This window comes from Mesorhizobium sp. Z1-4, from assembly GCF_004000235.1.
Lineage (GTDB): Bacteria > Pseudomonadota > Alphaproteobacteria > Rhizobiales > Rhizobiaceae > RCIO01.
In genome coordinates this window covers 335869-360823 of record NZ_RCIO01000001.1, presented here as the reverse complement: position 1 = coordinate 360823, position 24955 = coordinate 335869, and the positions used below count along the sequence as shown (strand labels likewise).

The 24955-nt window shown below is 60.9% G+C and carries 26 protein-coding genes; 3 read left to right on the top strand and 23 right to left on the bottom strand.

Annotation, left to right across the window (positions count from 1 at the left end; genetic code table 11):
* Positions 1-10: 10 nt before the first annotated feature.
* The 4 genes from EP165_RS01760 to EP165_RS01745 form a co-directional block, all read right to left on the bottom strand.
* On the bottom strand, positions 11-889 hold the full coding sequence (locus EP165_RS01760; RefSeq protein ID WP_127519836.1) for an energy-coupling factor ABC transporter ATP-binding protein: 879 nt from the start codon (positions 887-889) through the stop codon (positions 11-13).
* A 1-nt stretch (position 890) separates the two neighbouring features.
* Positions 891-1745, bottom strand: a complete 855-nt coding sequence (locus tag EP165_RS01755; RefSeq protein ID WP_127519835.1) for an energy-coupling factor ABC transporter ATP-binding protein — start codon at positions 1743-1745, stop codon at positions 891-893.
* Between the two features lie 67 nt (positions 1746-1812).
* Positions 1813-2523, bottom strand: a complete 711-nt coding sequence (locus tag EP165_RS01750; RefSeq protein ID WP_127519834.1) for an ECF transporter S component — start codon at positions 2521-2523, stop codon at positions 1813-1815.
* Positions 2524-2656: 133 nt separating this feature from the next.
* Complete coding sequence (locus EP165_RS01745; RefSeq protein WP_127519833.1) at positions 2657-3469, bottom strand: phytanoyl-CoA dioxygenase family protein; 813 nt, start codon at positions 3467-3469, stop codon at positions 2657-2659.
* Positions 3470-3600: 131 nt separating this feature from the next.
* Here EP165_RS01745 and EP165_RS01740 point away from each other — a divergent pair, with 131 nt between their 5' ends.
* Both EP165_RS01740 and EP165_RS01735 read left to right on the top strand, forming a co-directional pair.
* A complete protein-coding gene (locus tag EP165_RS01740; protein ID WP_127519832.1) occupies positions 3601-4446 on the top strand; it encodes an AraC family transcriptional regulator in 846 nt (281 codons plus the stop codon).
* 41 nt (positions 4447-4487) lie between these two features.
* Positions 4488-5402 (top strand): ribokinase, encoded by a 915-nt coding sequence (locus EP165_RS01735; RefSeq protein WP_127519831.1) that lies wholly within the window; start codon positions 4488-4490, stop codon positions 5400-5402.
* An 83-nt stretch (positions 5403-5485) separates the two neighbouring features.
* Here EP165_RS01735 and EP165_RS01730 read toward each other — a convergent pair whose 3' ends face one another.
* The 11 genes from EP165_RS01730 to EP165_RS01680 all read right to left on the bottom strand — a co-directional run bounded on the left by EP165_RS01730 (position 5486) and on the right by EP165_RS01680 (position 15891).
* On the bottom strand, positions 5486-6649 hold the full coding sequence (locus EP165_RS01730; RefSeq protein WP_127519830.1) for a M20 family metallopeptidase: 1164 nt from the start codon (positions 6647-6649) through the stop codon (positions 5486-5488).
* A gap of 22 nt (positions 6650-6671) precedes the next feature.
* Entirely contained in the window at positions 6672-6953 is a 282-nt protein-coding gene (locus EP165_RS01725; protein WP_127519829.1) for a DUF1330 domain-containing protein, read from the bottom strand.
* A gap of 60 nt (positions 6954-7013) precedes the next feature.
* Positions 7014-7682, bottom strand: coding sequence for a GntR family transcriptional regulator (locus EP165_RS01720; protein WP_127519828.1), 669 nt, complete (start codon positions 7680-7682; stop codon positions 7014-7016).
* A gap of 8 nt (positions 7683-7690) precedes the next feature.
* Positions 7691-8839 (bottom strand): M24 family metallopeptidase, encoded by a 1149-nt coding sequence (locus EP165_RS01715; RefSeq protein ID WP_127519827.1) that lies wholly within the window; start codon positions 8837-8839, stop codon positions 7691-7693.
* 10 nt (positions 8840-8849) lie between these two features.
* Positions 8850-9962 carry a M24 family metallopeptidase gene (locus tag EP165_RS01710; protein ID WP_127519826.1) on the bottom strand — a complete coding sequence of 371 codons (1113 nt, stop codon included), beginning with the start codon at positions 9960-9962 and terminating at the stop codon, positions 8850-8852.
* Between the two features lies 1 nt (position 9963).
* Entirely contained in the window at positions 9964-10473 is a 510-nt protein-coding gene (locus EP165_RS01705; RefSeq protein ID WP_127519825.1) for a flavin reductase family protein, read from the bottom strand.
* A complete protein-coding gene (locus EP165_RS01700; protein ID WP_164742930.1) occupies positions 10466-11299 on the bottom strand; it encodes an ABC transporter permease in 834 nt (277 codons plus the stop codon). Before EP165_RS01700 ends, EP165_RS01705 begins: the two co-directional genes overlap by 8 nt.
* Positions 11300-11303: 4 nt before the next feature.
* A complete protein-coding gene (locus EP165_RS01695; RefSeq protein ID WP_164742929.1) occupies positions 11304-12191 on the bottom strand; it encodes an ABC transporter permease in 888 nt (295 codons plus the stop codon).
* A 4-nt stretch (positions 12192-12195) separates the two neighbouring features.
* The gene (locus EP165_RS01690) at positions 12196-13320 is read right to left on the bottom strand and encodes an ABC transporter ATP-binding protein (RefSeq protein WP_127519822.1); all 1125 of its coding nucleotides are present in this window, start codon (positions 13318-13320) and stop codon (positions 12196-12198) included.
* A gap of 103 nt (positions 13321-13423) precedes the next feature.
* Positions 13424-14500, bottom strand: a complete 1077-nt coding sequence (locus tag EP165_RS01685) for an ABC transporter substrate-binding protein (protein ID WP_127520763.1) — start codon at positions 14498-14500, stop codon at positions 13424-13426.
* A 137-nt stretch (positions 14501-14637) separates the two neighbouring features.
* Positions 14638-15891: an acyl-CoA dehydrogenase family protein gene (locus EP165_RS01680; protein WP_127519821.1), complete on the bottom strand. Its 1254-nt coding sequence runs from the start codon at positions 15889-15891 to the stop codon at positions 14638-14640.
* 523 nt (positions 15892-16414) lie between these two features.
* Between EP165_RS01680 and EP165_RS01675 the strand changes: the two genes are divergently transcribed.
* The gene (locus tag EP165_RS01675) at positions 16415-17044 is read left to right on the top strand and encodes a TetR/AcrR family transcriptional regulator (protein ID WP_127519820.1); all 630 of its coding nucleotides are present in this window, start codon (positions 16415-16417) and stop codon (positions 17042-17044) included.
* Between the two features lie 22 nt (positions 17045-17066).
* On the opposite strand, the gene EP165_RS01670 is transcribed toward EP165_RS01675, so the two are convergent.
* From EP165_RS01670 to EP165_RS01635, 8 genes are all read right to left on the bottom strand, one after another.
* On the bottom strand, positions 17067-17837 hold the full coding sequence (locus tag EP165_RS01670) for an ABC transporter permease (protein ID WP_206075852.1): 771 nt from the start codon (positions 17835-17837) through the stop codon (positions 17067-17069).
* On the bottom strand, positions 17834-18601 hold the full coding sequence (locus EP165_RS01665; RefSeq protein WP_127519819.1) for an ABC transporter permease: 768 nt from the start codon (positions 18599-18601) through the stop codon (positions 17834-17836). The genes EP165_RS01670 and EP165_RS01665 overlap by 4 nt, the downstream gene beginning before the upstream one ends.
* Positions 18602-19387, bottom strand: a complete 786-nt coding sequence (locus EP165_RS01660; protein WP_127519818.1) for an ABC transporter ATP-binding protein — start codon at positions 19385-19387, stop codon at positions 18602-18604.
* Complete coding sequence (locus EP165_RS01655) at positions 19387-20355, bottom strand: ABC transporter substrate-binding protein (protein WP_164742927.1); 969 nt, start codon at positions 20353-20355, stop codon at positions 19387-19389. The genes EP165_RS01660 and EP165_RS01655 overlap by 1 nt, the downstream gene beginning before the upstream one ends.
* A gap of 192 nt (positions 20356-20547) precedes the next feature.
* A complete protein-coding gene (locus tag EP165_RS01650) occupies positions 20548-21747 on the bottom strand; it encodes a CaiB/BaiF CoA transferase family protein (protein ID WP_127519816.1) in 1200 nt (399 codons plus the stop codon).
* Positions 21737-23512 carry an AMP-binding protein gene (locus EP165_RS01645; protein ID WP_127519815.1) on the bottom strand — a complete coding sequence of 592 codons (1776 nt, stop codon included), beginning with the start codon at positions 23510-23512 and terminating at the stop codon, positions 21737-21739. Before EP165_RS01645 ends, EP165_RS01650 begins: the two co-directional genes overlap by 11 nt.
* Positions 23513-23539: 27 nt before the next feature.
* Positions 23540-24049: an OsmC family protein gene (locus tag EP165_RS01640; RefSeq protein ID WP_164742926.1), complete on the bottom strand. Its 510-nt coding sequence runs from the start codon at positions 24047-24049 to the stop codon at positions 23540-23542.
* An 83-nt stretch (positions 24050-24132) separates the two neighbouring features.
* Positions 24133-24927 carry a cyclase family protein gene (locus EP165_RS01635; protein ID WP_127519813.1) on the bottom strand — a complete coding sequence of 265 codons (795 nt, stop codon included), beginning with the start codon at positions 24925-24927 and terminating at the stop codon, positions 24133-24135.
* Between the last annotated feature and the right edge of the window lie 28 nt (positions 24928-24955).

The following is a 24955-nucleotide window of genomic DNA, read 5'->3' as shown; positions in this document are numbered from 1 at the left end:
TGAATTGTCCTCACGATCCGGTCTTGGCGCGCGGCTTGAGACGATTTGCGATATCGTCAGCCAGCTCTGCGGGCGTCAATGCAATGGCCCCGCCGAGAGGCACGGTCGTCTGAAGTGCGATTTCGGTGACCTGCGGAGCCATGAGGTTTGTCCGCTGCATCAGAGCGGCGTCGGCAAACACATCGCGCGGCGATGCGTCAGCAATGATTTTGGTATCCTTCATGACGATGACGCGCTCCACGACGTCAGCCAGAAGAGGCATGTCGTGGGAAACGCACACGACGGTCGTTCCCTGTTCGCGCAAACCCGTCATCAGGTTGTTGATGACCTTGGTCGTGTCATGATCCTGGCCCGTCGAAGGCTCGTCGAAGATGATGATCGACGGGCGCATCGTGACAATCGAGGCGATGCCGACCAGCTTCCGGATCGGGAAGCTGACGCGATAGGGATGCTCGTCGATCACGTTGCGCAGGCCGAAGAACTCGACCGCTTCAGCTACGCGCTGATCGATCTCGTCTTCGCTCATTCCGATATTGCGCGGTCCGAAGCGCAGTTCGTCGTCCACCGTGCGCGCAAACAGCTGATGGTTGGGGTTCTGGAAAACGTAGCCGATATGCTGCGCCATCTGCTGAACCGACTGCGTCGCCGTGTTCACGCCATTGATGACAACGGATCCGGATGAGGGTTTCAGCAGGCCGTTGAACAGTTTGGTGAGCGTCGTCTTGCCAGAGCCGTTCTGGCCGATGATGCCGATGATCTCGCCCTTTTCGACCCTCAGGTCGACGCCGGAGAGCGCAACGACATTGCCGTTCGCATATGTGTAGTGCGCCTGCTCGACAAGAATGGCTGGTGCATCGGCATCAGCGGCGATGGGGTGTTCGTCAGCCATTTTATGCCTTCAGCATCGCATTGACGCGGTCGACCGCGGTTTCGGTGCGCACAGGAAAATCGCCCTTCCAGACGCCCCGCGCTTCGAGTTGTTTGGCAAGGGCAACGGCTTCGGGAACCCTCAGCTTCAGCGCGGCCAGTTCGTCTACGCGGCTGAATATCTCCTGAGGTGTGCCGTTCATCACAACCCGGCCGCCATCCATCACGATCACGCGGTCGGCGTAGCGTGCCATGACCTCCACTTCGTGCTCGATGACGATGACCGTCATGCCCTGTTCGCCATTCAGCTTTGCTGCCATGTCGAACACTTCCTGTTTCCCGATCGGGTCGAGGTTGGATGTCGGTTCGTCCATGATGAGAATGCGCGGCTTCATCGCCAGCACCGCGGCGATGGCGAGACGCTGCTGCTGGCCGCCTGACAGACCGAGCGGCGAGCGGGCTTCGAAACCGGCGAGCCCGACCATTGCCAGCGAATCGGACACGATCTCGTGCATTGCCTCGTGCGGAACGCCGGCATGCTCGAGCCCGAGCGCGACTTCCTCGGCCGCGGACATCTGGCTCATCTGGAACTCGGGGTTGTCGAACACAATGCCGACAAGCTTGGCGAGTTCGCGAACCGGGTACTCGGAAACGTCGAGCCCTCCGACGGTCACTTTCCCGGTCAGGTTTCCGCCGAGCATGGTCGGCACGATACCGTTGACGCACAGGCCGAGCGTTGTCTTGCCGGCCCCGTTGAGGCCAAGGATGGCGACGTATTCGCCTTCCTTGATTTCAAGGCTTACCGACTGAAGCGCGAAGCTGTCGGTACCGGCGTAACTGAACGATACGTCGTCGAATTGGATAATTGGATTTGACATTCTTTATTCTCGGGCATTGGCGCCGGCCGTTTGCAGCCGGCGCCGTAAAAACTGCTGGACTGCCGGACTAGCCGCCCGATCCCATGGCGAGGAATATCGCAATGATCACGACACCTATAAGCACGCCAACCAGTGCATAAAGTATGCCCTTCAGCGGTGTCGATTTCACAAGATCGAGGTCGGCTGTCAGAGATCGAGGCATTGCTTCGATCACCGCAAGGGCCACGAAACCGCCGATGATCTTGTCCGCGAGTGATGTCAGAATGTTCGACGACAGAACCGAACCGACGAGGTTCTGGCCAACCGCAAGGAACACGCCGGTCAGAGCGTCAGCGGTGTTGCCGGTCGCGCCGCCGAAGACCAGAACGATGATCGGCGCGGCGATGATCGTGCAAACGATCGCAACAATGATGTTGAGCGCGAAAAACCGGGGCAAGGTGCGGCCGAGGCCGAATGAACGGACGCCATAACCCCACACAAGCGCGCCGGCGATATTGACCAGTGCGAAAGGCAGGCTGACTGGGCCGTTGATGAGCGACGAGCCGGTGTTGGTCAGAATACCGACGAGTGCGCCCCACCAGGGGCCGAGCACGATGGCCGAGATGGCGGTGCCGATCATGTCCAGATAGACCGGGAGGCGCAACGCATGTGCGATAAAGCCGCCAACGATGTTCAGGGCCACGCAGACCGGGATCAGCGTCACGATGAACGTGGTCGGGATGTTTAGTTGTCCGCCGGACGACTTCTTGAGTGTCGGCGCTGATGTATTGGAATTCATGGTCTTACTCCCCCTAGGTTGCCTCGCCTTGTGAACCGCATCACGCTGCAACTCTGCCCTGCCGGACAACTGCAAACTGAACGCGACCTTCCTCGGACGAGCTCACAACACGCGGCGCAAACCGCGCGCATCCTCACGATGCCGTTTGGAAACTCCCGGCCGGCACCACTTTAAGTTCTTCGAAATTGCCGTAGTCGCGAACCCGTTTGAACGGCGCGTTGGCTACGGCGTTGTAGGAGCAGATATAGCCCCACCTGTAGGTATCGCTGCGGTTCGCATCCGAACGGTGCAGCAGGTTTCCGTGGAAAACCAGCGCGTCGCCGGCCTCCATTTCCACGTAAATATGCTTGAAGCGGGTAAGCGCAGCATCGAGATGCTCCTGCTGCACGATGGTCTGCCCATCTGCATCACGTTCGTGATTGAGGCGCCCGAGCTCATGTGTGCGCTCCAGAACCTGCAGGCAACCGTTTTCTCGGGTGGATTTGTCGAGCGCCACGTAGATGCTCATCATCTGCGGGGCCAGACAGCCATAATTGTACCAGTAGCCGAAATCCTGGTGCCACTCCCATGCGCCGCCTTCGTGGGGCTGCTTCATCGTCATCTTGTGGCTGTAGAGATAAACCGGCTCGCCGATTGCCGCGGTGGCCAGGGTCACCAGCCGCTCATCACGGGCAACCATGCCGTATTTGTCGTCGCCGGCACTGTTCCACATTTTCAGGAGGGTCGATCGGCCGTCCCTGTCGCCTTTTGCCATGACCTTGTCGCTGGCCGCCTCTGCTTCGAGGCGCTGCCGCGCGTAGTCACGGAAATTGGCAACTTCGTCGGGTGAGAACAGGCTCTTTCGAATAAAATAACCGTCCCGCTTATAAGTGTCGGCTTCAGCCTCGGACGGCGCGAAGGCAGAGCTTGATTGCGTCGATTGAGTCAACAATTGATCAAGTTCCACCTTTGCGCGGCCCTTCGTGCTCCAAACAGAGGGGGAGGGAGCACTTAGAAGCGAGTAATGTGACGTCAGGCTATGTGCGACATACTGACCGGTAAATGGACATAATGGGCAAAACTTTGTAAAAAACACGCATGGTGGAAAAACCACAAATCCTGGCAACGCATCATTTCGTTCCGGCACCCCGCTGGACCGAAACTGCCTACACGGTTGTGAGGGCGGGTCACCTCAGGGCGAGCCGCGATTACGTGGTCTCGCGCAGTGCTTTTCAGGGGCAGGATTTGATCTTCTGCATCTCGGGGGGCGGGACGGTCGAGACGCTTGGCCGCCGATTTACGGTCTCTGCAAATCAGTTTGTCTGGATTGCGAACGAGGTACCGCATCGCCATTCGGCCGATCAGCGCGACCCCTGGACGGTGTTGTGGTGCCGCATCGATGGGCCGAACGCGGAAGCGCTGCGCCGCAAATTGTTCAACGAGTCGCTGCCCGTTGTCACCTTTCCCGATCCGGCCTTTGTCACCAAATGGTTCGAGCGCCTGTTCGCCACGCTGGAGAGTCACGGCCCGGGCATCGACCTGCAGCTGAACATGCTTGTAGGCGAGCTCGTTTGGCGGCTGGGGGAACCGGATGTCCAAAACAGCGAGACGAGCGTTCCGCAGCGGCTTCGTCTGGTCCTCGATGCCATGCGCGCCAGGCCGGGCGACGCCTGGAAACCGTCCGACATCACGGCATATACGGGTCTCAGCCCGTCGCAGAACCGCCGTCTCTTCCATCGCTATGTGGGAACCGGCCCCAAGGCATGGGTCACGCGGGAGCGCCTGACGCTTGCGCAGCGTTTGCTGGCGGAAACCGACGAGTCCGCGTTCCACATAGCCGACCGGTGCGGCTTCTGCGACGTTTATCATTTCAGCAGGACCTTCCGCCGGCTGGTCGGTATCGGACCGGCGGCCTGGCGCAACAACGAACTTGGAAAGAAGTGACATAGCTACCGCGATGCGGGCGAAGTCGGGAGGCGGGGTGCATGACAAAACCGAAGATTACAGTGGTCGGCAGCTTTGCGGTCGGCATGACAATTCGCGCGTCGCGGCTGCCGGTGTTCGGCGAGACCATGCCCGGTTCCGACTTCGACATGGGGCCCGGCGGCAAGGGATCGAACCAGGCCGTGGCCATTGCCCGTCTTGGCGGCGACGCTTCGCTGGTGGCCGTGATCGGGGCGGACAAACTGGGTACGATAGCGACCGAATTATACGAATCCGAAGGCGTCGATGCCGCGCATGTCCTGACGACCGCCGAGCGTGCCACCGGAGCCGGGCTCATCATTCTGAACCAGCAGGGGGACAACTTCATCGTGCTCGACATGGGCGCGAACGAGCTCATGGATGCCGGCTTCGTGGACAAGGCGGCGGACAGGATCGCCGGCAGCAACGTCGTGATGAGTGTGCTGGAAATTCCGGTAGCCGCGGCACAGCGCGCCATGGAACTCGGCAAACGGGCAGGAGCGATCACGGTGCTGAATCCGGCGCCGGCGGTGGCGCTGCCGGATTCCATCTTCCGTCATGTCGACTACCTGACGCCCAACGAAAGCGAATTGCGCATCCTGCTTGGCTTGGAAGCCGACGACGGGCGACCCACGCATGAACTTGCCCGCGAACTGAGACGCCGCGGCGTGCGCAATGTGCTGGTGACCATGGGGCGTGCGGGTGTGCTGGTCTTGACCGACGAGATTGATGAAATCGTGCCGTCGGTACCCGTAGAGGTTGTCGACACGACGGGTGCCGGAGATGCCTTCAACGCCGGTCTCGGCGTTGCGTTGGCCGAGGGGCGCAGCCTCACCGATGCCGTGCGCTTTGCCGCTGTGTGCGGTTCACAGGCCTGCACCAAAGTGGGAGTAATTCCCGCTTTGCCCGCACGAGCCACGGTAGACCGCCTGATCTAGCCGGGTCCGCCGGCGCCGCAATTCGACACCCGGGGGACAACGGCACGGTCCGCAAGCCCGGGACGCCGAAGCAAATCGCCGGCTCAGCCGCCGCTTGCCGCAACCCGCATGACCGCGATTGCCAGGGTCTGCGCCCGGGTGAGGAGCGTATCGATCTCGATATATTCCTCGACCGTGTGCGATCCGCCGCCGACCGGTCCTGTGCCGCATATGGTCGGGACACCGAGGCTGGAGGGGATGCCGGCATCGGAACACCCGCCTGAGAATTCCTCGCCGAAATGCAGGCCGAGGCTGCCCGCCGCGGCATCATATGTTTCGTACAGCGCCTTGCAGGCTTCGCTCTGAACGAGTGGCAGGAACTCCCCGGTTATGGTCAGTTCAGCGCTGGACCCCGCAACGTGCTCGGTGGCGACTATCTGCTCGATCTTCGCCATGTATTCATCGCGGTGCCGCTCATCGACATAGCGCAGCTCGAACTCTGCGCTTGCTTCGGGCGCTACGGTGTTGAGCGTCAGGCCGCCCCTGATCACGCCGACATTGACGGTCACGCCGATCTCAAGGTCGGTCAGCCCGTGAAGTTCGGTGATCTTGCGCGCCAGCGCTTCGACCGCGCTGATGCCGTGTGTGAAGTGCGATCCCGAATGTGCAGCTCGCCCCGCGACGTCGACGCGCATGAAAACACCGCCCTTCCGGCCAACCGTGACGTTTCCGCTCGGCCTTCCGGGCTCGCTGTTGAACACGGCAAGCGCGCCTTGCGTGCTCCTTGCGATCTCGTGGCGAGACACTGGCGATGCGATTTCTTCGTCCGAGGTAAACAGCGCCCGCACAGGCACGCCTTCGGGAAATTGCGCATTCAGTGCCGCGATCACGAAGGCGTTGACGACAAGTCCGCCCTTCATGTCCGCAACGCCGGGGCCGTAGGCGCGGTCGCCCGAAATCGCGAACGGCCGTTTCGCCGCTTCGCCCTTCGGAAATACCGTGTCGCAGTGCCCCATCAGGAAGACCGGTTTGCCGTTGAAACCCCTGGGGCATATGTCGGCGTGAAGAAGGTTTCCCGCGGCCTGCTGTTCGTCGAGCCGCGTTGCCACACCCTCCGATTCCAGAAACTTCTGCAACTGATCCACGACGGCGTCGACGCCTTGCTTGTCCGGCGTATGGCTGTCCGTGTTGACGAGGTCGCGCAGCAGCTCGACCATCGCCTCCCGCCGCGCCTCGAGCCAGCCGGCGACCTTGTCTTCCGATGTCATGTCTCGTCTCCGCTGCCGGCCGTCAGGAATTAACCAGCCGCATTGTTACCTTCGCCGATGCTCTGCGTTGGTCGCCCAGTGCCTGAACATTGGGGCTGCGATACCAGGCGAGTGCCGACTCGCTGTCGGGAAACTCGATCACCGAAATCCGGTCCATCGCGGTTTCCCCCTCGAGAAGCTGCGCAAATCCCCTGACGATGGGCTTGCCGCCGAACTCCGCCATGGTGGGCGGCAGCTTGTGCCGGTAATCCTCGTAGAGTTCCTTGTCGGTGACTTCCACTTCAATAACGATGTGCGCGGGCATGTATTCCCTCCCGGAACTCAATGCGATGAATTGACTTGGTTGGCTTGGTGCGATCGGCGGCTATTTAGGCTTCATCTGCGTGATCGCGCGTTCGATCACCCGGCCGATCGAAGTGATGTGGGCGCGCATCGCCTCTTCCGCTGCATCGGGATCGCGTTCGCATAGCGCCTTCACTATCGAGCGGTGCTGCTCTGCGTGGGCTTCCGTATCGGCTTTGCTGTAGTAGACCAGCATTTCCTCGGTGAGCGCGTATTCGTAGAAATCGGCGATCATCTTGATCAGGCGTTCATTGTAGGATGCTCGCGCCACTGCTTCGTGGAAGGAATCGTTGAGCATCGCTCGTTTTTCGAGCGGCGACGATCCATCGACCAGCACGCTCGAATTGCAATATTCCGAGATCACACGCAGATCTTCATCGGTGGCATTCTCTGCCGCGAGCCTGGCCGCGTAGCTCTCGAGAACGGTCCGAATGCCGTTGATCTCGCTCATGCTCACAGAGATGTCGGCTACGACTTTTACGTTGCCCTGCTCTTTAATGAAGCCCTGGGCGATGAGCCTGGAAATGGCCTCGCGGACAGGTGTCCGGCTCACGCCGAACGCCTCTGCAATGTTCACTTCGACAATCCGGTATCCGGTCGGTAGCTCGCCACGCAAGATGCTTCGCTTCATCTGCTGGTAGACTTGCAACACGACGGTGCTGCGGGTCTCGACCTTGTCGAAACTCAACATTGAATATCCTACCTGACGAAGAGTTTTCGTTCGGTTCTGGTCAATCTCTCCGATCCCGTATCTGTAACAAGAACGGTGTCGCTGAACGCAATGCCGGCGGCGTATGTATACATGTGAAATACCATGCCTTCCTCAAGGAGCCAATCAGAGGTCCGGAGATATGCGCGGGTAAAATCGCTTGTAATGGGCAGTCCGATGAAGCCCAGCGTGTAGCCGGTGAAATTTTCATATGTCTTGCGCAGGCCCGATTTGAGAATGCGGTCGCGGAGGATGCCGTCGACGTCGGACGCTCGGGCTCCCGGACGCATCGCCGCATACTGCTCTTCCTGCGCGGCAAGCATGACTTGCGCCGCGTTTGCGAGGTCTGCTGCCGGCTCCCCGACGACGCTGGAACGCATCAGCCGTGCCCCATACCCCCTCAACAGGGGAATGGATTCCACATGCATCACATCGCCTTTTCGCAAGATGTGATTTCCTAGGCGTCCGTGGAGGGAATCAGTGCGCGCGCCCGCAGACATCAGCGCGCTTCGCATGGAATCCGCACCTTCCTCGATCACCCTTGCATAAAGCGCGGCCGCGCATTTGCGTTCGCTGACACCCTCGGCCGCAGTCTCGATTGCGGCCATCATGCCGGCATCGGCGATCCGCGAGACTTCGCGCATCATGGCGATCTCATGATCCGACTTTATCAGCCGCATCTCCCACAGGACCTGAGAGAAATCGACGAAATGCGCGTCGGGCAGCGCCGATTGCAGCTGTATGAAGCGTTTAGCGGGAAGGAAGTGCGAATCCAGCTCGATAGCGATGTTCGCACCGCTCCAGCCGCGCCGCTTCACCTCCTCGGAGATGATGGCAATCGGGTTCTGATCGTCGGCAAAATGGATCGCCTCGCGCACCCAAGACTGTTCGGCGAATGTGGTGGCATCGAGCGAGCGCACGATACCGACCGGGTCCCCTTCGAGTGGCAGCAGCACCACCTGATAGATTGCCGCGGGCGGCGCATAGCCGAAGAGGTAGACCATGTGCTCAACGCAATCGATCAGAAGGACGTCGGCCTTCAGCTCGGCCATTTTCGACCGGGTCCGTGCAATGCGGTCCTGGTACTCCGAAAGCGGAAACATTGCGTCCGACGGCGCCACCTTGGCTGTGATTGTCACTGTGATGTCCTCAGTTCATGCTGACGATGTCGCGGGTGGCAGTATTGAATGACTGCGCGCCTTCATCGGTCATCAGGATGATGTCCTCGATGCGCACGCCCCATTTCCCGTCGATGTAGATGCCTGGCTCGTTCGAGTAGACCATACCCGGCCTCAGCGTGAGCTTGTTTCCCGAGACGATGTAAGGTTCTTCATGAGCGTCGAGACCAAGCCCGTGGCCAAGGCGATGGATGAACCTGTCTCCGAAGCCTGCAGCCGTGATCACATCTCTTCCGGCCCGATCCACTTCCTGCGCTGCAATGCCCGGCTTCGCCGCCACATTGGCTGCGACGTGGGCGCGCTGTACGACGTTGTAGATTTCCAGAAATTCCGGCGGCGGCGTTCCTGCGACCGGCGTGCGGCAGGTATCCATGAAATAGCCGCCGATGGTGCCGGCAAAGTCGATGACAACCGGGTCGCCGGGTTCAATAATGCGATCGGAATGATGATGCAGGGGCGAGGCGCCGTTGGGACCGCTGCCCACGTCGCACCACTCCATCGTGTCGAAGCCATGGGCGTGGAGCAGCTTGCGGATCTGCTCGACGACATTGCGCTCGCTGACACCGACGAGGCGCCCCTTGCTCCAGAATTCCTGCCAGATGGCGTCGAAACGGCCACCTGCATCCTTCAGAATGGCGATTTCGTCGCTGTCTTTGCAAAGGCGCGCCTGTGCGCAAACCGGCGTGGCATCGCTGAAGCTGACGCTCTGCCCGAGCTGTGACTGAAGCCGCAGCAGAAAGGCAGCGCGCATCAGGCCGTCCACGGCGAGCGAACGGGCGCCAAGGCTTGCCAGCAAGTCAGCAGTCACCGCGACCGGATCGCTGGTTTCTTCCCAGGTCACGATTTCCACGCTTCCCTCGAGTTCCGATACAAGCGGGCGCTGAAGCTGCGGCACTACGAGATGGGGGGTTCCCGTCGAGGAAATCACAAGCGCATTGAAGCGTTCCGTGTTGGGGAGCTTCTTGCCGGTCAGGTATTGCATATCGGATGTGGCGCCGATCACGAGGGCGTCGATGCCGCCAGCCTTCATGTTGGCGCGTACCGCGTCGATACGCGAAGCGTAGAGTTTCACTGCCGCGGTCATCTCAAGCTGCCTTCCAGATCCCGTAGTTGCGTCTGAAAAACACCAGCGGCATGCCGTCGGTTGCTCTGCCGCTCACCACCTCGCCGATAAAGATCAGGTGGTCGCCAGCATCGATGACGTTGGACACCTCGCACTCGGCGATCGCCAGGCTGCCATTGATAAGCGGCAGGTCCAGGACGCCCTCGTGATAACCGACGGTGCTGAACTTCTGCTCCGCGTTGGAGGCGAAGATGCCCGCGACCTCTTTCTGGTCGTTGCTGAGAAAATTCACGGCGAACCTTCCGCACGACTGGATGGCCGACGCGGTGTAGCGGCTCTTGGCCAGGCAGATAAGCAGTTGCGGCGGCTCCAGCGACACCGAGGTGATGGCGTTCACGGTCATGCCAACCGGCCCGCCGGTTTCGGCGACTGTTGTGATGACGGTGACCCCTGTCGGGAACGAACCCATGACGGAACGGAAAAGCTGTGACGGCACAGGCTGGGGGGAAGTGCCGTTTACACGATCACGCATGAGAAGCCTCCTGATGAGAACTGCTTGAGCTTTTCCGCTGGAACGCGCGTGACACCAGCGCGGCAAGAACCATGACGAGGACAGTCGTCCCGATCAGGAACACCGCGACAGCGGAAATGGTTGGTTCGATCTCCATGACGACGCTGTTCCAGATGCGCACGGCCAGGGTCTGCGTTGTCGGGCCGCCAAGGAAAAGCGGGATGATCAGTTCGTCGAATGACGTAAGGAACGCAAACAGGCCGGCGGTAAGAATGCCAGGCGCGAGCAGCGGCAGCGTAATCTTGTAGAATGCAACCAGGGGCGTTGCGCCGAGGCTGATCGCAGCCCTTTCAAGCCTGGGATCGAGGCCTTGCAGGGTCGATGAGAGAACCACGAAGGCGATTGGCAGCACCACGATAGTATGGCCGATGGTGATTGCCAGAACGGTCCCGGTGAGACCTGCCTGCGCGAACACGAAATACATCGCGATTGCGGTGATGATGACCGGGATGATCATCGGTGCCAGCAGGATGGCATAGATGATCGACTTGCGCCCGAAGTCGGCCCTGACCATCGGGATCGCCGCCATGGTTGCCAGCACCATCGTCAGAATGGCGGAGAAGACGGCAACCTGCAGACTGATCCAGATCGACTGAACCCACTCGCTGCTGCCGAGAAAGCGTTCGTACCATTGCAAGGACAGGCCAGGCGGCGGGAACGTCAGGTACTGGGCCGAGCTAAACGACACCAGGATGATGATCGGGATCGGTGCGATCAGAAAGGCGATTGCGCACCATGCCAACACGCGTACGGCCGGGTTAGGTTTTATGGAGGCGTTGATCGACATCTGCTCAGGTCCTGCTCGTGAGAAGCTGCTTGAGCCCGACTGCGCGCGCATAGATGCCGAAGCAGACCAGCGTAATCGCCAGCAATATGACTGCGATTGCAGATGCGAATTCGAAGTTCAGGAGCACATCGACCTGATAGGCAATGATCGATGCCAGCAGCTGATCCCTGTCGCCGCCCATCAGACGCGGGGTGATGTAGAAGCCGCTCGATAGAATGAAGACGAGCAGCGATGCCCCGGCTACGCCAGGCAGGCTAAGAGGAAAATAGATGCGCCAGAAAGCCGACCACCCGCTGGCTCCGAGGCTGCGTGCCACCGCCACCAGCCGCCCGTCGATACCCCGCATGACGCTGTAGAGCGTGAGTACGACGTAGGGCGTCATCGTGTAGACGAGGCCGATCAGCATGCCCGGCCGGTTGTAGAGCAGCTCGACGGCCGGCAGGCCGAACAGCTGCGCTACGTGGTTCAACAGCCCCGTCGGCCTCAGGATCACCATCCAGCCATATGTGCGCACAAGTACGCTGGTCATGAACGGCAGCATGACCATGAGCAGCATCACGTTGCGCACCGCGGGCGAACTGTTCGCCATCACGTAAGCGAGCGGATAGCCAACCAGGACGCACAGGATGGTCGTCAGCAGAGAAATCTCGATCGTTTGCCACAGGATGCGCGGATAGACCGGGACGGTGAAGAAGGTCGAATAGTGTTCCAGCGTGAGCCCGGAAGCACCTCCGTCGAACGAGCGCAGGACAATAGATGCAAGCGGATAGGCGAAGAAGACGGCCAGAAACCCAAGTGCCGGGACGAGAAGCCAGAGCGAGGTGATCCTGGGCGTCCACTTGCGGCGAGTTCCGCCGATTGCCGCCTCGGTGTTGGGGGAGGGCGCGCTCACCGTCTCACCTCTTGCCGCGCGGCAGCACGCGCGCATCATTGGCGTTCCAGCTCAAGCGCACTTCGTCGGCTGGATAAAACCGGTGCCCATGTGCGCCGCGCCGGCCGAGTTTGGCCTGCAACTGAATTTGCAGCGACGGCCGGTTCTCGCCGACGACGATTGTGTATCTCATCGCATCGCCCAGGGAGACCGCGTTGACGATACGGCCGTTCCAGCCGTTGGCTTCTTCGGTGGGACTGTCTTTGCGGGCTTCGAGGGCGAGGCATTCCGGACGCAGCGAAACCGAAACTGAATCACCGACGGAACTGGCATTGTTCTGCGCAAGAATGGTGCGGCCGGTCGGATGTTCGACGCGCAACACGCCGTCATTGCCTTTGGCGGTGACCACGCCTTCGATGAGGTTCGTATCGCCCATGAAACCGGCTACGAACTCGGTTGTCGGCCGGTCGTAGAGGTCGTCAGCGGTTCCGAATTGTTCTATTTTGCCGTGGTTCATGATGACCACCTGGTCAGCCATGGTCAGGGCTTCTTCCTGGTCGTGCGTGACGTAGACAACCGTCACGTTCATGCGGCGCTGCAGTTCTTTCAGTTCGACCTGAAGTGCAGCGCGCAGTCTCTTGTCGAGTGCACCCAGCGGCTCGTCCATGAGCAGTACGCGCGGCTCGAACACCAGTGCCCGAGCCAGTGCGACGCGCTGCTGCTGGCCGCCGGAAAGCTCGCCCGGATAGCGCCCGGCAAAATCGCCGAGCTCGACGACATCGAGCATCTGGCGGCATTTCAGATTGATTTCCGCCGCATTCATGCCACGCATCTTGAGCGGGAAAGCGACGTTGCCGAGGACAGTCATGTGCGGGAAAAGCGCGTAGTTCTGAAACACCACGCCGAGGTTGCGTTTTTGCGGCGGCAGACGCGTTACATCATTGCCGTCGATCAGAATGTTGCCGCGCAGGGGTTCGGAAAATCCCGCCAGCATCATCAGGACAGTGGTTTTGCCGGAACCGCTTGGGCCAAGGATCGTGCAGAATTTCCCTGCCTCGATCGAGAGCGAGACGCCGCCGACAGCTACAAAACTGCCGTAGGTCTTCCATAGATTGTCGAGAACGATTGAGTTTCCCGCTGATGCCTTCATCGTGTTCCTTCCACCGGAACCGGCGCAGATTGGGGGGTGCGCCGGTTCCAATGCCTGATGTTTTCATAAGTTGCGCGGATCGGGCTTAGACCCGGAAGGAAGACTACTCGAGCAGGAATTCTTCCCAACGCCGAGCGATATCGTCGCGGTTTGCGATCCACCAGGCTGCGCTTTGTTCGAACCCCTTGTCCTTGAGCACGGGGCTGGTCGGAAGAATGGCGGCCACCTCAGGCGCAATATGGTCGAATGCGCGGATGTTTTCCGGGCTGAGGCCGATCTGCGGCAGCGACAATGCCTGCGCCTTCGGGCTCGAAGAATAATCGATGAGACGCATCGCGTTGTCGTAGTTGGGCGAACCTTTCAGGATGCCGGTGTATTCGGTCACGCGCATCGCCTGGTTCCATTCGATTGCAACAGGGGCGCCTTCCTTCCGCAGCGCTTCGACACGGTTGGTCCACAGCGCGCCGAGAACCGCCGTCCGTTCAGCCAGCAGCGATGCGCCGAGCGCCCCGCTGTCGAAGAACTTGATGACATGCGGACGGATCTGCCGCAGCATGTCGAATGCACGGTCGACGTCGAGCGGATAGAGTTCTTCCTTGCTGACGCCTGCCGCCAGGAGAGCGAACTCGAGGTTGGGAGAGATCGCCTTGGCGTCCTGAAGCATGCGGCGGCCCGGGAAATTCTCGACGTCCCAGACGTCCGCCCAGTTTGCCGGCCCGCCGTCGGGAAACGCTTCGGTATTGTAGCAGATCGCTTCCGCGAACGCGCAGTAGCTGAGATAGGTTGGTTCGACCGTGCTCACGTCGTTGACGTCGGTGTATTCGAACCGCGAGTAGTCGATCTCCTCAAGGACGCCCCGGTCCTGAAGGGTGAGCATGGCGATCGCATTGGCTTCAACGATGTCGAGCTCCTGCGACCCCGCTTCGGCCATCGTCAGCAGCTTGCCCGTATTCGCGGGAACGCCGATAACTTCGATGCCGGTGATCTTGGTGAACTCGTTCCACGTCCCCTGCTGAAGAGCCTCCTGATAGGAGCCGCCCGACGTGCGCACGAGCACACGACCGCCGGTCTGGGCCCGTACGATATTCGGCATTGCCAGCGCCGCTGCGCCGACGGCCGTATGCGTCATGAACGATCGGCGCGATATGCCTCGGCCGCGGTGGCTTTTGTCAGCTTTCATGTCAGTTCCCTTCAACGTTTTTGAGGTGGGGGGGGGGGCGTGCACCGCCTTCCTCCGAAGCGTTTCGGTGCACGTTACGAATTCGCCACTACTTGTTGCGCCAGCGCCGCCGGCGCACGGTTCGCGAACGCGTTCGTTCAGGCTGGCTCCCGCTCCGGGGTGAAGCCGAAGTCGGCCCACGTCTTGGGCGTGTCCAGCTGCTCGCCATATTTGGTCTTCGAGAACTGCCGTCCGCCGGCCAGTACGCCTTGTGCAAGCTGAGCCATCAGCTGCGTGTCGCGCGTATGCAGCGTGCTTGCTTTGGCTTCACGCCAGAAACGCTCGATCGGAAGATAGGTGAACAACGAACGGGCGCCGACGATCTCGAAAGCCTTCTCGGCTGCGTGACCTGCTACCTTCTTGGCCGTGTGCAGGGCGCGATAGGAGCCGAGCATGGCTTCATCGTAGCGCGCTTCATCCCAGAGCCAGACCGCGTACCGGTAGGAAGCGCGCGCTGCCTGGATGCCGCTGTCGATCTCCGCCAGAGCATACATCAGCACCGGGTCTTTCGCCAGATAATCGCGTCCGCCGATGAACTCGACCAGATAGTCGATAATGCCTTGCGTTGTGCCGACCAGGTGAGCGGCATGCGAGCATTCATACGTGTAGGGATCTTTCTGGACGAAGTCTCCGGGCTCGCCCATGACGTTCTTCCAGGGGATGAACACATTGTCGAGTTTGGCGGTCCAGCTCACCGTGCCGCGCAACCCTATTGCGTCGCTCCAGCTGTCTTCGAAAGTCAGGCCGGGCGACGTCTTGGGGACGATCGAAATCGTCAGCCCTTCGCCGTTGGTGCGGGCGCCCGGAGCGAGTGCCCAGAACGCCAGCAGGTCTGCTGCGGGCGCCATTGAGCAGAAGTGCTTTTCGCCCGATGCCTTGAACCCGCCTTCGACCGGTTCGAAGAGGGAATCGAAAGTCAGCTTGGTTGCAACATTGTCGGCTTTGATCTGACGCGGGTTCACTTCGCTGCCGAGCGAGCCCATCAACGCGTCTTCATTCACGATCTGGCCGAGGAACCGCTGCTTCTGTTCCTCGCTGCCCATGCGGCACACAAGGCCTACCTGGTGAAAGTGGATCAGCAGATTCCATGCCGTGGTCGGGCAGATGCGCGCAAGCTCTTCCGCAACGGCGAACTGCGCCATTCCAAGGCTGCCCTTGGGCTGCGGATTAAGGCCGCCATACTCCTTGGGGACCATGAGATGATGGAACTTCTGTTTCTTCATCTCCACGAAATTGTCTGCCGGAAACGCGGCTTCGGCGTCGTATCGATCCGCGTTTGCTGCAAGCAAAGGCTTGAGTGCGCTCGCCTTGGCTATCCATTCGCGTTGTTCGGAGTTGAGTGCAAAATCCATTCTCGGGGGTCCTTAGGTTCTGTATTCTGTGCACTGTATACATTCGGGCATGACAATCGTCAAGCTCGTCCGGCCGTTGCTTCGACTGGAAGCCGGCAGATGTGGACAACCTTGGAAATCAAGGGTGGATGGGGCTGGTGCAGCGCACCGTCCGCGGTGAGCCGTTAGCGATCGGCCTGGCGGGACAATCCCTGCGGCTGACGCGCAGACGCAGGCGGCCGGAGGAACCGAGACGCGTGGCGATGCCGCGATCTCGGCTTCCGGCGCGTGGCGACGCTCATACCGAGACTGTTCGGACTCGACGGCGGGCCAATCGAGCTGAGATGTATCTGCCCGGGTTCACCGCGGCCAGCAGAATAACGGGCCGGAACTGAGCTGGTTCGAAATGCTGTCCGGTACAGGTCTCGGGTTGAGCATGGACGGCGACAGAGGCCCGTCGAGCATCTGCTCGCGAATTCCGTGTTAACAGCTTGCCAGATGCGCCGCTTCGACCGAAAAGACGCTATACTCAACGGTACAGCTCATGGCCGAGACAACCACTACATATCCCGTGCGCGAAACATATCACCACGGCGACCTGCGCAGGACGCTCATCACCGTTGCGACCGATGCGATCACCGAGCTCGGACCTACAAAGACCTCATTGCGCGAGGCCGCGCGCAGGGCCGGAGTATCGGGGCCGGCCGCCCTGCACCATTTCAAGGACAAATCGGCTTTGCTTGCCGCAGTCGCGATCTGCGGCTTCGAAGAGTTGATATCGCGCCGCGAGCGCCTGGTCGAAGGCCAGACATCGCCGGAGAAAAGACTCAGGATCTATGTTGAGGCTTATGTCGGGTTCGCAATCGAGAAACCTGCCATCTTCAATCTGATGTTCGGCCCCCTCATTGCACCGCGTGAAAACTATCCCGACCTCAAGAAAGCCGGGCTGCGCTCGTTTCGCGCACTAAAGACCGAAGTGCAGGCCTATCTGGAACACGTCGGCGTCGAGAAGGACGGCAATACGGCGACGTGGGTCGTTTGGTCTGCGGCCCACGGCCTGTCATCGCTGCTGGTGGACTTTCCGTCGGCTCAGGAGCGGCCCGAAAACCTGTCGGATCAGGTGCTTCTGGATGCAATGATGGAAAACCTTCTGGCCGGCCTGCGCCGCGGCTAGGTCCGTGCGCGCCTCCACTTCGTTAGCGGCTGGCGCGCCACCGCATCAGGTACCTTTCAACGTTGCTGATGATCACGGCGCAGCTGTAGCCGATGACGCCGAGCAGGATCACGCCGCCGAACATCCTGGGTGCCTGAAATTGGCGGGATGCCCGCAGGATCTCCAGGCCCAGCCCATTCTGACCGCCGACGAATTCACCGACGACTGTCAGTACCAGCGCGACAGCCAACCCGATACGCATGCCGGCAAAGATATCAGGCAGCGCGTTTGGCAACGCGATCTTCCAGATGGTTTCGCGCCGAGACATGTTGAGGGCGCGCGCCACCTCGTACAGCCGCGGTTCGACTGACGAGACGCCCTGCACGGCCGCGAGCAGGACCGGCCAGAACGAGCCGAACGCGATAACGAACAGCACCATGCTTTCGCTGAGGCCGAAGAACGCAATGGCCAGCGGCACGATTGCCGACGCGGGAAGCGGCCGCAGGAACTCAAGCATCGGCTGGAGGTAGATGCGCGCAATCGCCGATATGCCGATGATCGACCCGAGCACGATGCCGACCATCGAAGCCAGAACCCAGCCATACAGCATGCGCTGGACGGTGGCCCACATCGAGCTGCCGAGTCCGTTTGGTCCCGTAAATCCGTTTGTGATCGCGGCGAATGCCTTGTCGGGCGGCGCAAGATAAACGCGCGAAACCATCCCTGACTGTGCGATCAGGTGCCATCCAAAGAGCAGCAGCGCGAAGACACCGACTGAACCGAGGAACCAGAGAAAGTTCGATGCACGCTTCACCGGCCACCTCCCGGGCGGCCGGCGTTGCCGAACAGCCGGCTTTGCAGCCACAACAGGCCCGAATTGACGACCACGCCAAGAACGCCCAGCCAGAAGATGTTGGCAATCATGTTGTCGGGATGCAGTGACTGTTGCGCGCTCATGACCGCAAAGCCGAGCCCCTGGGGGTTGGAGAGGATTTCGGTCGTAACGCCCAGGATCAGCGCAATGCCGGTTGCAGTGCGCAACGCCACGAAAATACGCGGCAAGGCCGCCGGAAGCACGATTTTGCGCACCGTATCGAAATAGGAAAGCCTGAGCATTTGCGCGACTTCGAGCAATTGCGGCTCAACCGCCTCGATGGCGCCCTTGCAATAGATCAGCATTGGCCAGAAGGCAGCGAAGGCGACCACCGCGACTTCCATCGCGTAGCCGAAGCCGAACACCAGCATTGAGATCGGGATCAGCGCTACAGCCGGAACAGGCCGGAAGAACTCCAGCGACACCGTCATCAGCCGCGAGGCGGTCCTGGAAAGACCAAGCAGAATACCGGCAACCAATCCGAGGCTTCCGCCAACTGCCAGCCCCATCGCGGTTGCAAGTAGCGTCTGGCCAGTCGACACGAACAGAGTTCCGTCGAGCATGATGCGCAGCAGCGCGGCAAACGCGGCGGACGGCGGCGCAATGTTGTTGCTGGACAAATCGGCGGCGTTGACCAGCACTTCTGCCCCGAGGAGCAGCAACGCTGGAACCAGCAGCCCGCGCATGGATAGCAAGGCGCTCATTCAGTGCCCTTGGATAAAATCGAACAGCACGCGTCGAAGCCTGAGAAACTCCGGGTCTTCGCGGGTCGTGAGCTGGTTGCGTGGGCGCGGCAGGTTGACCGTATGGATGTCGGCGATGCGCCCGGGATTGGGTGAAAGCGTGACCACCCGGTCGCCGAGATAGATAGCCTCCTCGATATCGTGGGTGACGAAAAACACTGTCGTGCCCATGTTCTCGACGAGGTTGAGGCACTCGTCCTGCAAGGTCTGTCGCGTCATGGCGTCAAGTGCGCCGAATGGCTCGTCCATGAGCAGGACCGACGGATTCTGCGCCAGCGCCCGTGCGATCTGCAGCCGCTGCTGCATGCCGCCTGACATCTGGGATGGGAACTTCTGGGCGTGATCGGCCAAACCCACTTTGCCCAGAAACCCGGTGATCATGTCCGCGCGCTGCGACTTGGGCACGCGCATCGCCTCGAGCGCCAATGCAACATTGTCTGCGGCATTGCGCCAAGGAAGCAGCGCTTTGCCGTAATCCTGAAAGACGATGGCGATGTCGGGGGACGGGCCGTTGACGGCCCGCCCTTCATGCATCACCGCACCTGCAGTTGCGCGGTGAAATCCGGCGATCAGCCGCAGCATGGTTGTCTTGCCGCAGCCGGACGGGCCGATCACACAGATGAACTCGCCGCGTCGAATCTCAAGGTCGATACCCTTGAGGATTTCCAACCCGCCGAGCGACAGGTCCACGCCGTCGAAGCAAATCTCCGGCGCGGCCTGCGATGTGGCAACTGCCGATTGGCTCATCAAGCTCTTCCGAGAGGCAGCACTATCTCGTCGGCCGGATGCCGTGCCGTGACGAGGCTCTGCTGTTCGAGGATATCATACCAGCGCGTGACCTGTTCCTGATCCACCAGGGCCTGGAGATCGGCAATCGGAAGATTTGCCAACGCCTGGGGCGGCAGCTTCAGATATTGGCCGATGGCCTGACGCGCCTGGACGAGGTTCTCGCCGCCGGCTTCGATAAAGCTGTTGGCTTGCTGGATACTGGCCTGAAAAGCTTCGATGACGTCTTTGTTCTGGGCCGCATATTCGGCGGTCGTCGCATACATGGTCATCAGTGTCCCTGGCGGGACGGTCTCGGAAATGAAGATCATTTTCTCGCCCATACCGCCGGCGACCATACGACTTAGGAACGGGTCGGCGACAACAACGGCGTCGACTGTGCCGCCACGCAGAACGTCGGGCAGGTTGGGCATAGCCGTCTCGGAAAAGCTTACGGATGCCAGATCAACGCCGCCCTTGATCAACCATGCGCGGAATACGATGTCGAGCACGGATCCGAAGCCGGGTGTAGCGACCTTCCGGCCGGCAAAGTCCTGCGGGCCGCTGATGCCCGAACCCTTTGCGACGACAACCTGCGCGGAGTCGGTGCCGGATGGGTTTGGCGAACTGATTGTCGCGCCGCACACGGCCCTGAGCGGCAGGCCGCCTTCGATGGCCTGGAAGAAGGTCGGCGGCGTGAGGCACCCGATTTCGACCGAACCGGAGAGAAGTACAGCCGGTACGTTGGACGAGACCTGCGTAAGCACGAACTCCGCATCGATACCGCGCTCGGCGAAAAACCCCTGTTCCTGGGCGGTGAACGAACCGGCCCAATGCGATACGGCGCTGTAGGCGATGCGCAGATTTTTCTGCTCGGCGCGTGCACTTAGTGTCGAGGTTACGAACGGCGCCGCCAACGTCCCTGCTACGAACCCGCGTCTGCTAATCATGAATTCCTCCCTCATCGGTTGTCTTGCTGATCTGATCAATCATTACACTGTTAAGACTCGTCGTAAAGGCGCTAACTGTGTTGAACCCTTCATCCTTGAGACAAATGACCCGGGACAATGGTCGGCTTCTCGCCGGATGTCCGCCCGCCACGCTGCTTCCTTGGGAAAATGCTGTGTGTTCAATTGGTTGCGCTAAACCACACCTTGCTCTCTGAAAAGCCCGACCTGCGTTTCCGAGTAGCCGAGATCGCGTAGAATGCTGTCGGTATGTGCACCGAGCCTGGGCGCAGGGCTGCGGATTGCGGCATCGATAGCAGAGAACGCGATTGGCGGTGCCGCAAGCGGAACCAGCGCGTCTTCGTCCGCGACCTCTCCCCACACCAGATGACCGGCGTTTGTGATGTTGGGATCGGCTATCACTTCGCGCGGCGAAAGCACCGGCGCTACGGGGACGCGCGCTTGAGCGCATGCATCGAGAACTTCCTCCCGCGTGCGGGTTGCGCACCATTCCCGCATGATCTGGCTGAAAAACTCGGCGTTGGCGCCTCGCGTCGGATCGTCCGTACCGCGCGGATCGCTTTCGAGCTTCGGCCGGCCTATCATCGTGCACCAGCGCTTGAAGATCGGCTGACCAAGAACCTGGAGAACAACCCAGCCGGTCGTCGTCTGGAATATATCCACCGGTGCGCCCGTGAACCCAAGGTTCGCGGTCGCTTCTCGGGCAATTCCGGTACGTGCCTCCTCCAGCAGAAGGGCATTGGTGTTGATCACGCCGGTGCGCAGCAGCGACCCTTCGACCAGCTGCCCTAGACCGGTTTTCTGCCGGTCGATAAGGGCTGCCAAGACGCCGTAGGCACAGGCAGTCGCGGTCCCGATATCGACGTACTGGACAGGCGTGCGATACGGCTGCTCCGGCGTACCTGTCAGGTGAACCGCGCCGGACATTGCCTGTCCCACGGTGTCGAACCCGACCTTGTCCGAATAGCCGCCGTTCAGTCCGAACGCGGTGGCGACGACCAGTATTGCGGCGGGATTGATGGCCGAAACCGTGTCCCAATCCATACCGAGCCGGGCGAGGGCCCTGGGTGGCAGGTTTGCGATCACGACATCGGCTTTCTCGATAAGCCTGCGAGAAATCGCGCGCCCCGCCGGGGAGCTCAGGTCGAGCGTCATGGCCCGTTTGTTGCGGTTCATCTGCAGGTACATCGGCCCATCGCCCGATGACGTCAGCGGCAGGATCGTCCTGTCCTCGCCGCCGCCGACCTTCTCGACGCGAATGACGTCAGCTCCAAGATCGGCAAGCAGCGCGGCACAGTATGGACCGGCAATGTAGCGGCCGAAATCGATGACCTTGATCCCGGCCAATGGAAGCGACTTGCGCTCAGCAGTCACGATAGAGCTCCTCGACCTGTGCACGGCGGGTCGCCAGGCAGCGCCGCTGGTTCACGTGGCCCTTGTCATTGATTTCACCGGCCGCGTTCGACACCGGTTTGTCCAGGAACGCTGCGCGCGCGATGCGCCGGCTGCTTCCCGATCCTGCGTTTGCCTGCTGCAGGCGTTTACGCACGAACGCTTCAAGCGTGCGCCGTCCATTCTCCAGCATTTCTCCAGCGCTGCAGCCGAACTCGGCCTTGAAGCCCTCTTCGCGCGGCAAGATGAGAGCCCGGACGTCGCGCCTTCCCTCACCGCAGATTATTGCGTCCTGGGCAAGCGGCGCCAAGGTCTCGATCAGCGATCGCCTCAGTCCGTCGGCGTTGACCCATGTTCCGCTGTCGAGCTTGAAGGCAACCGATGCCCGCCCGGAGAAAACCAGCCCATCCTCGATCGTGTCGAACGTGACCAGATCGCCCGTCTTGAAGAAGCCCTCATCGTCGAATGCCGCCCCCGTTGCATCGGGATCGTTGAGATACTCCGAAAACACCATGGGGCCGCTCAGCCCTAACTCATACCCGCCATCGCCGGGCGTGAGCTTGGCAGTCAGACCGGGTATGGGCAGACCCAGAAGGTCGGAGCGGTGGAATGCTCCAGTCTGCAGCAGCGCGCTGCCGCTGGCTTCCGTGGCTCCGTAGCCCGAGCACAGAGTAATGCGCTCACCAAACAGCCGCTCTGCCAGCGCGTGAAAGCGGCCGGCAACAACCGTCGACATCGCTGCGCCGCCAAACGTCATGAAACGCATATTCCGCAGAAACCCGCGGGCAAGGTCGGCATCCCGTTCAAAGGCATCGATCAGCATCGAAAACGCCAGAGGCGCTGAGGTGAAGCTGTCGGGGCTGACCGACTTCAAATTCTCGATCGTCCGCGCGAACTGTCCCTCAACGGGGCGGCCGTCGTCGATATACAGCGTTGCCCCGGCCAGCAGGCTGCGGTTGAAGATGATGTTGCCGCCCATCACGTGCGACCAGGGCATCCAGTCAATGAACTGCGCGTTCTCTATTGGGCGGCTCGCGGTTATCATGGCATTTGCCGTGCGGTTTGCCGCCAGCATGCCAAACGTTTGGACAACACCCTTGGGATTCCCTGCGGAACCCGAGGTAAACATGATCTTCGCACGGTGATGCGGTTTGAGCGCCGCGTGTGCCCCGTCCACGCTTTCGGCGCCGTGTGTTGATGCCGACAACTCGGCCAGCGGCGTTACACCCGTCATCTGGGAACGCGACGCAAGCCGCAGGATCAAGTCGCCGAAGCCTGCAAGCCGATTGCCGTCATCGACGAAAACGGCGCCGGCAGCGACCTTTTCCAGAACGGTACGCAGGCGATCATCACCGGCGTTCAGGATCGCTGGCGTGACCGGCACGACCGGCACGCCGACGTAGAGAGCCGCGCAGATCAGGCGTGCGGCATCCAGGCTGTTGCGGCACGCCATGACGAGCGGACTATGCTGGCCCAGGCCGTTTTCCAGCAACGCATTCCCGAAACGGTAGATATCGTTGCGAAGCGCGGACCAGGTCAGGAAGCGCCAGGTCAGGGCGTCTTCATCCTTCCGTTCGGCAAATGCGGCGGCGCCGGGTTTCAGCTTCGCCCATTCCATGACCGGCGCAATCACATGTTCGCGGTCGCCGGGCAGGGCGAGATCGGACCTGATCAGAATCGCTCCATCGTCGCGATGCTGAACATCGAATGATTGGTCCGGAAAAAGCGTTGGACGAAAAGAAACCACTGCGGCTCCCCCTGGCCGGCCCGGCAGCTAGACTGTCAGCCAGCCGTCGGCTGTCTTCAGCCGGTGCTTGATGACGTTGCGGGTGCCCAGTGTCTGCTCGAGGAAGCAGCCCTTTTTTGCCGCTTCGATGAGCTCGACTACCTTGCTGGCGTCATCGGAACTGGTCAGCAGAATGTCGATCTCGAAACTGTGAGGCGCGGTTTCATAGATCCGCCCCGCTGCCTGCCAATCCCAGACGACGCGGGTTTCGACCTTGAGATCGTCCAGTGAAACGCTCAGGCGTTTCGCAAAAGCGCGCATCTGGGTCATGATGCAGCCGGTCAGTCCGGCAACGAAAAGCGCCAGCGGCGGAGGGGCTGAACCGTCGCCGCCATGAAACGCTCCTTCGTCGCTTGCCAGTTCCCAGGGGCCATCCGGCGACGGCCGGCTCATGACCACATTCAGCTCGTTGCGCATTTTGCCGGTCGCAGTGCCCACGCAGTCGAACTGAATCTGGGTTCTGGGTGCGGCTTCAGCGCCGGTAGTGTTGTTGGACATTTTGATCCTCCCGCAGGGCAATGGGTGCAGTGGCATTGGTGGGTCCTGCGACCCCCAGTGGCGTCGTCAGTTCGAGCCTTGGCTCATGTGTCTTCGAAAATGGCGACCGCGCGGGTGAAGCCTGCCGAAGCCTTCTTGATCTTGTAGGGAAAACAGGAGACCAGGAATCCATGACCGGGAAGCTGGTCCAGATTGGCCAGTTTCTCCATGTGGCAATATCCGATCTCCATGGATGCCCTGTGCCCCTCCCAGATGATCGAGGGATCGCCTTCCTTCGCCCAACGCGCCGCCGTAGCCGAAAATGGCGCATCCCACGACCAGGCATCGGTGCCGGTCACGCGAACGCCGCGTTCGAGCAGATAAAGCGTAGCCTCGCGCCCGAGCCCGCAACCGCGACCGACATAGTCGGGGTGCCCGTAGCGTTCGCCGGCTGCGGTATTCACCAGGACGATGTCGAGAGGGGCGAGTTCATGGCCTATCCGCTTGAGCTCGGCCTCCACGTCGCCCGCGGTGGCTACATAGCCATCCGCCATGTGACGAAAGTCGAGCTTCACGCCAGGGGCGAAGCACCATTCGAGGGGCACCTCATCGATTGTCGATGCCGGCTCGCCTCCTGGCTTGAGGGCGCGGTTCATAGTCGAATGATGGTGGTATGGCGCATCGAGATGCGTGCCATTGTGGCTCGACACCGTCAGGCGTTCGACAGCCCAACCCTCGCCGTCTGGCAGTTGATCCTTCTCCAGTCCGGGAAAGAAGGACTTGATCTGATCGGCGGTGGCCTGATGATCCATGTATTCGACCTGCGGCTGCATGATCGGCGGATCGGACGCCAGCACAGGATCCAGCGCGACGGAGATGTCAACAAAACGGCGCGGCATTACATTTCTCCCGGTTGGCGGAAACAGG

Coding starts and splice junctions, on each gene's coding strand:
- EP165_RS01640 (WP_164742926.1), bottom strand. CDS start 24,049: ATGTCCAACAACACTACCGGCGCTGAAGCCGCACCCAGAACCCAGATT.
- EP165_RS01680 (WP_127519821.1), bottom strand. CDS start 15,891: ATGGATTTTGCACTCAACTCCGAACAACGCGAATGGATAGCCAAGGCG.
- EP165_RS01755 (WP_127519835.1), bottom strand. CDS start 1,745: ATGTCAAATCCAATTATCCAATTCGACGACGTATCGTTCAGTTACGCC.
- EP165_RS01655 (WP_164742927.1), bottom strand. CDS start 20,355: ATGATTAGCAGACGCGGGTTCGTAGCAGGGACGTTGGCGGCGCCGTTC.
- EP165_RS01730 (WP_127519830.1), bottom strand. CDS start 6,649: ATGACATCGGAAGACAAGGTCGCCGGCTGGCTCGAGGCGCGGCGGGAG.
- EP165_RS01725 (WP_127519829.1), bottom strand. CDS start 6,953: ATGCCCGCGCACATCGTTATTGAAGTGGAAGTCACCGACAAGGAACTC.
- EP165_RS01635 (WP_127519813.1), bottom strand. CDS start 24,927: ATGCCGCGCCGTTTTGTTGACATCTCCGTCGCGCTGGATCCTGTGCTG.
- EP165_RS01720 (WP_127519828.1), bottom strand. CDS start 7,682: ATGTTGAGTTTCGACAAGGTCGAGACCCGCAGCACCGTCGTGTTGCAA.
- EP165_RS01700 (WP_164742930.1), bottom strand. CDS start 11,299: ATGTCGATCAACGCCTCCATAAAACCTAACCCGGCCGTACGCGTGTTG.
- EP165_RS01750 (WP_127519834.1), bottom strand. CDS start 2,523: ATGAATTCCAATACATCAGCGCCGACACTCAAGAAGTCGTCCGGCGGA.
- EP165_RS01685 (WP_127520763.1), bottom strand. CDS start 14,500: ATGAAAGCTGACAAAAGCCACCGCGGCCGAGGCATATCGCGCCGATCG.
- EP165_RS01675 (WP_127519820.1), top strand. CDS start 16,415: ATGGCCGAGACAACCACTACATATCCCGTGCGCGAAACATATCACCAC.
- EP165_RS01710 (WP_127519826.1), bottom strand. CDS start 9,962: ATGACCGCGGCAGTGAAACTCTACGCTTCGCGTATCGACGCGGTACGC.
- EP165_RS01760 (WP_127519836.1), bottom strand. CDS start 889: ATGGCTGACGAACACCCCATCGCCGCTGATGCCGATGCACCAGCCATT.
- EP165_RS01660 (WP_127519818.1), bottom strand. CDS start 19,387: ATGAGCCAATCGGCAGTTGCCACATCGCAGGCCGCGCCGGAGATTTGC.
- EP165_RS01690 (WP_127519822.1), bottom strand. CDS start 13,320: ATGAAGGCATCAGCGGGAAACTCAATCGTTCTCGACAATCTATGGAAG.
- EP165_RS01665 (WP_127519819.1), bottom strand. CDS start 18,601: ATGAGCGCCTTGCTATCCATGCGCGGGCTGCTGGTTCCAGCGTTGCTG.
- EP165_RS01735 (WP_127519831.1), top strand. CDS start 4,488: ATGACAAAACCGAAGATTACAGTGGTCGGCAGCTTTGCGGTCGGCATG.
- EP165_RS01740 (WP_127519832.1), top strand. CDS start 3,601: ATGGTGGAAAAACCACAAATCCTGGCAACGCATCATTTCGTTCCGGCA.
- EP165_RS01705 (WP_127519825.1), bottom strand. CDS start 10,473: ATGCGTGATCGTGTAAACGGCACTTCCCCCCAGCCTGTGCCGTCACAG.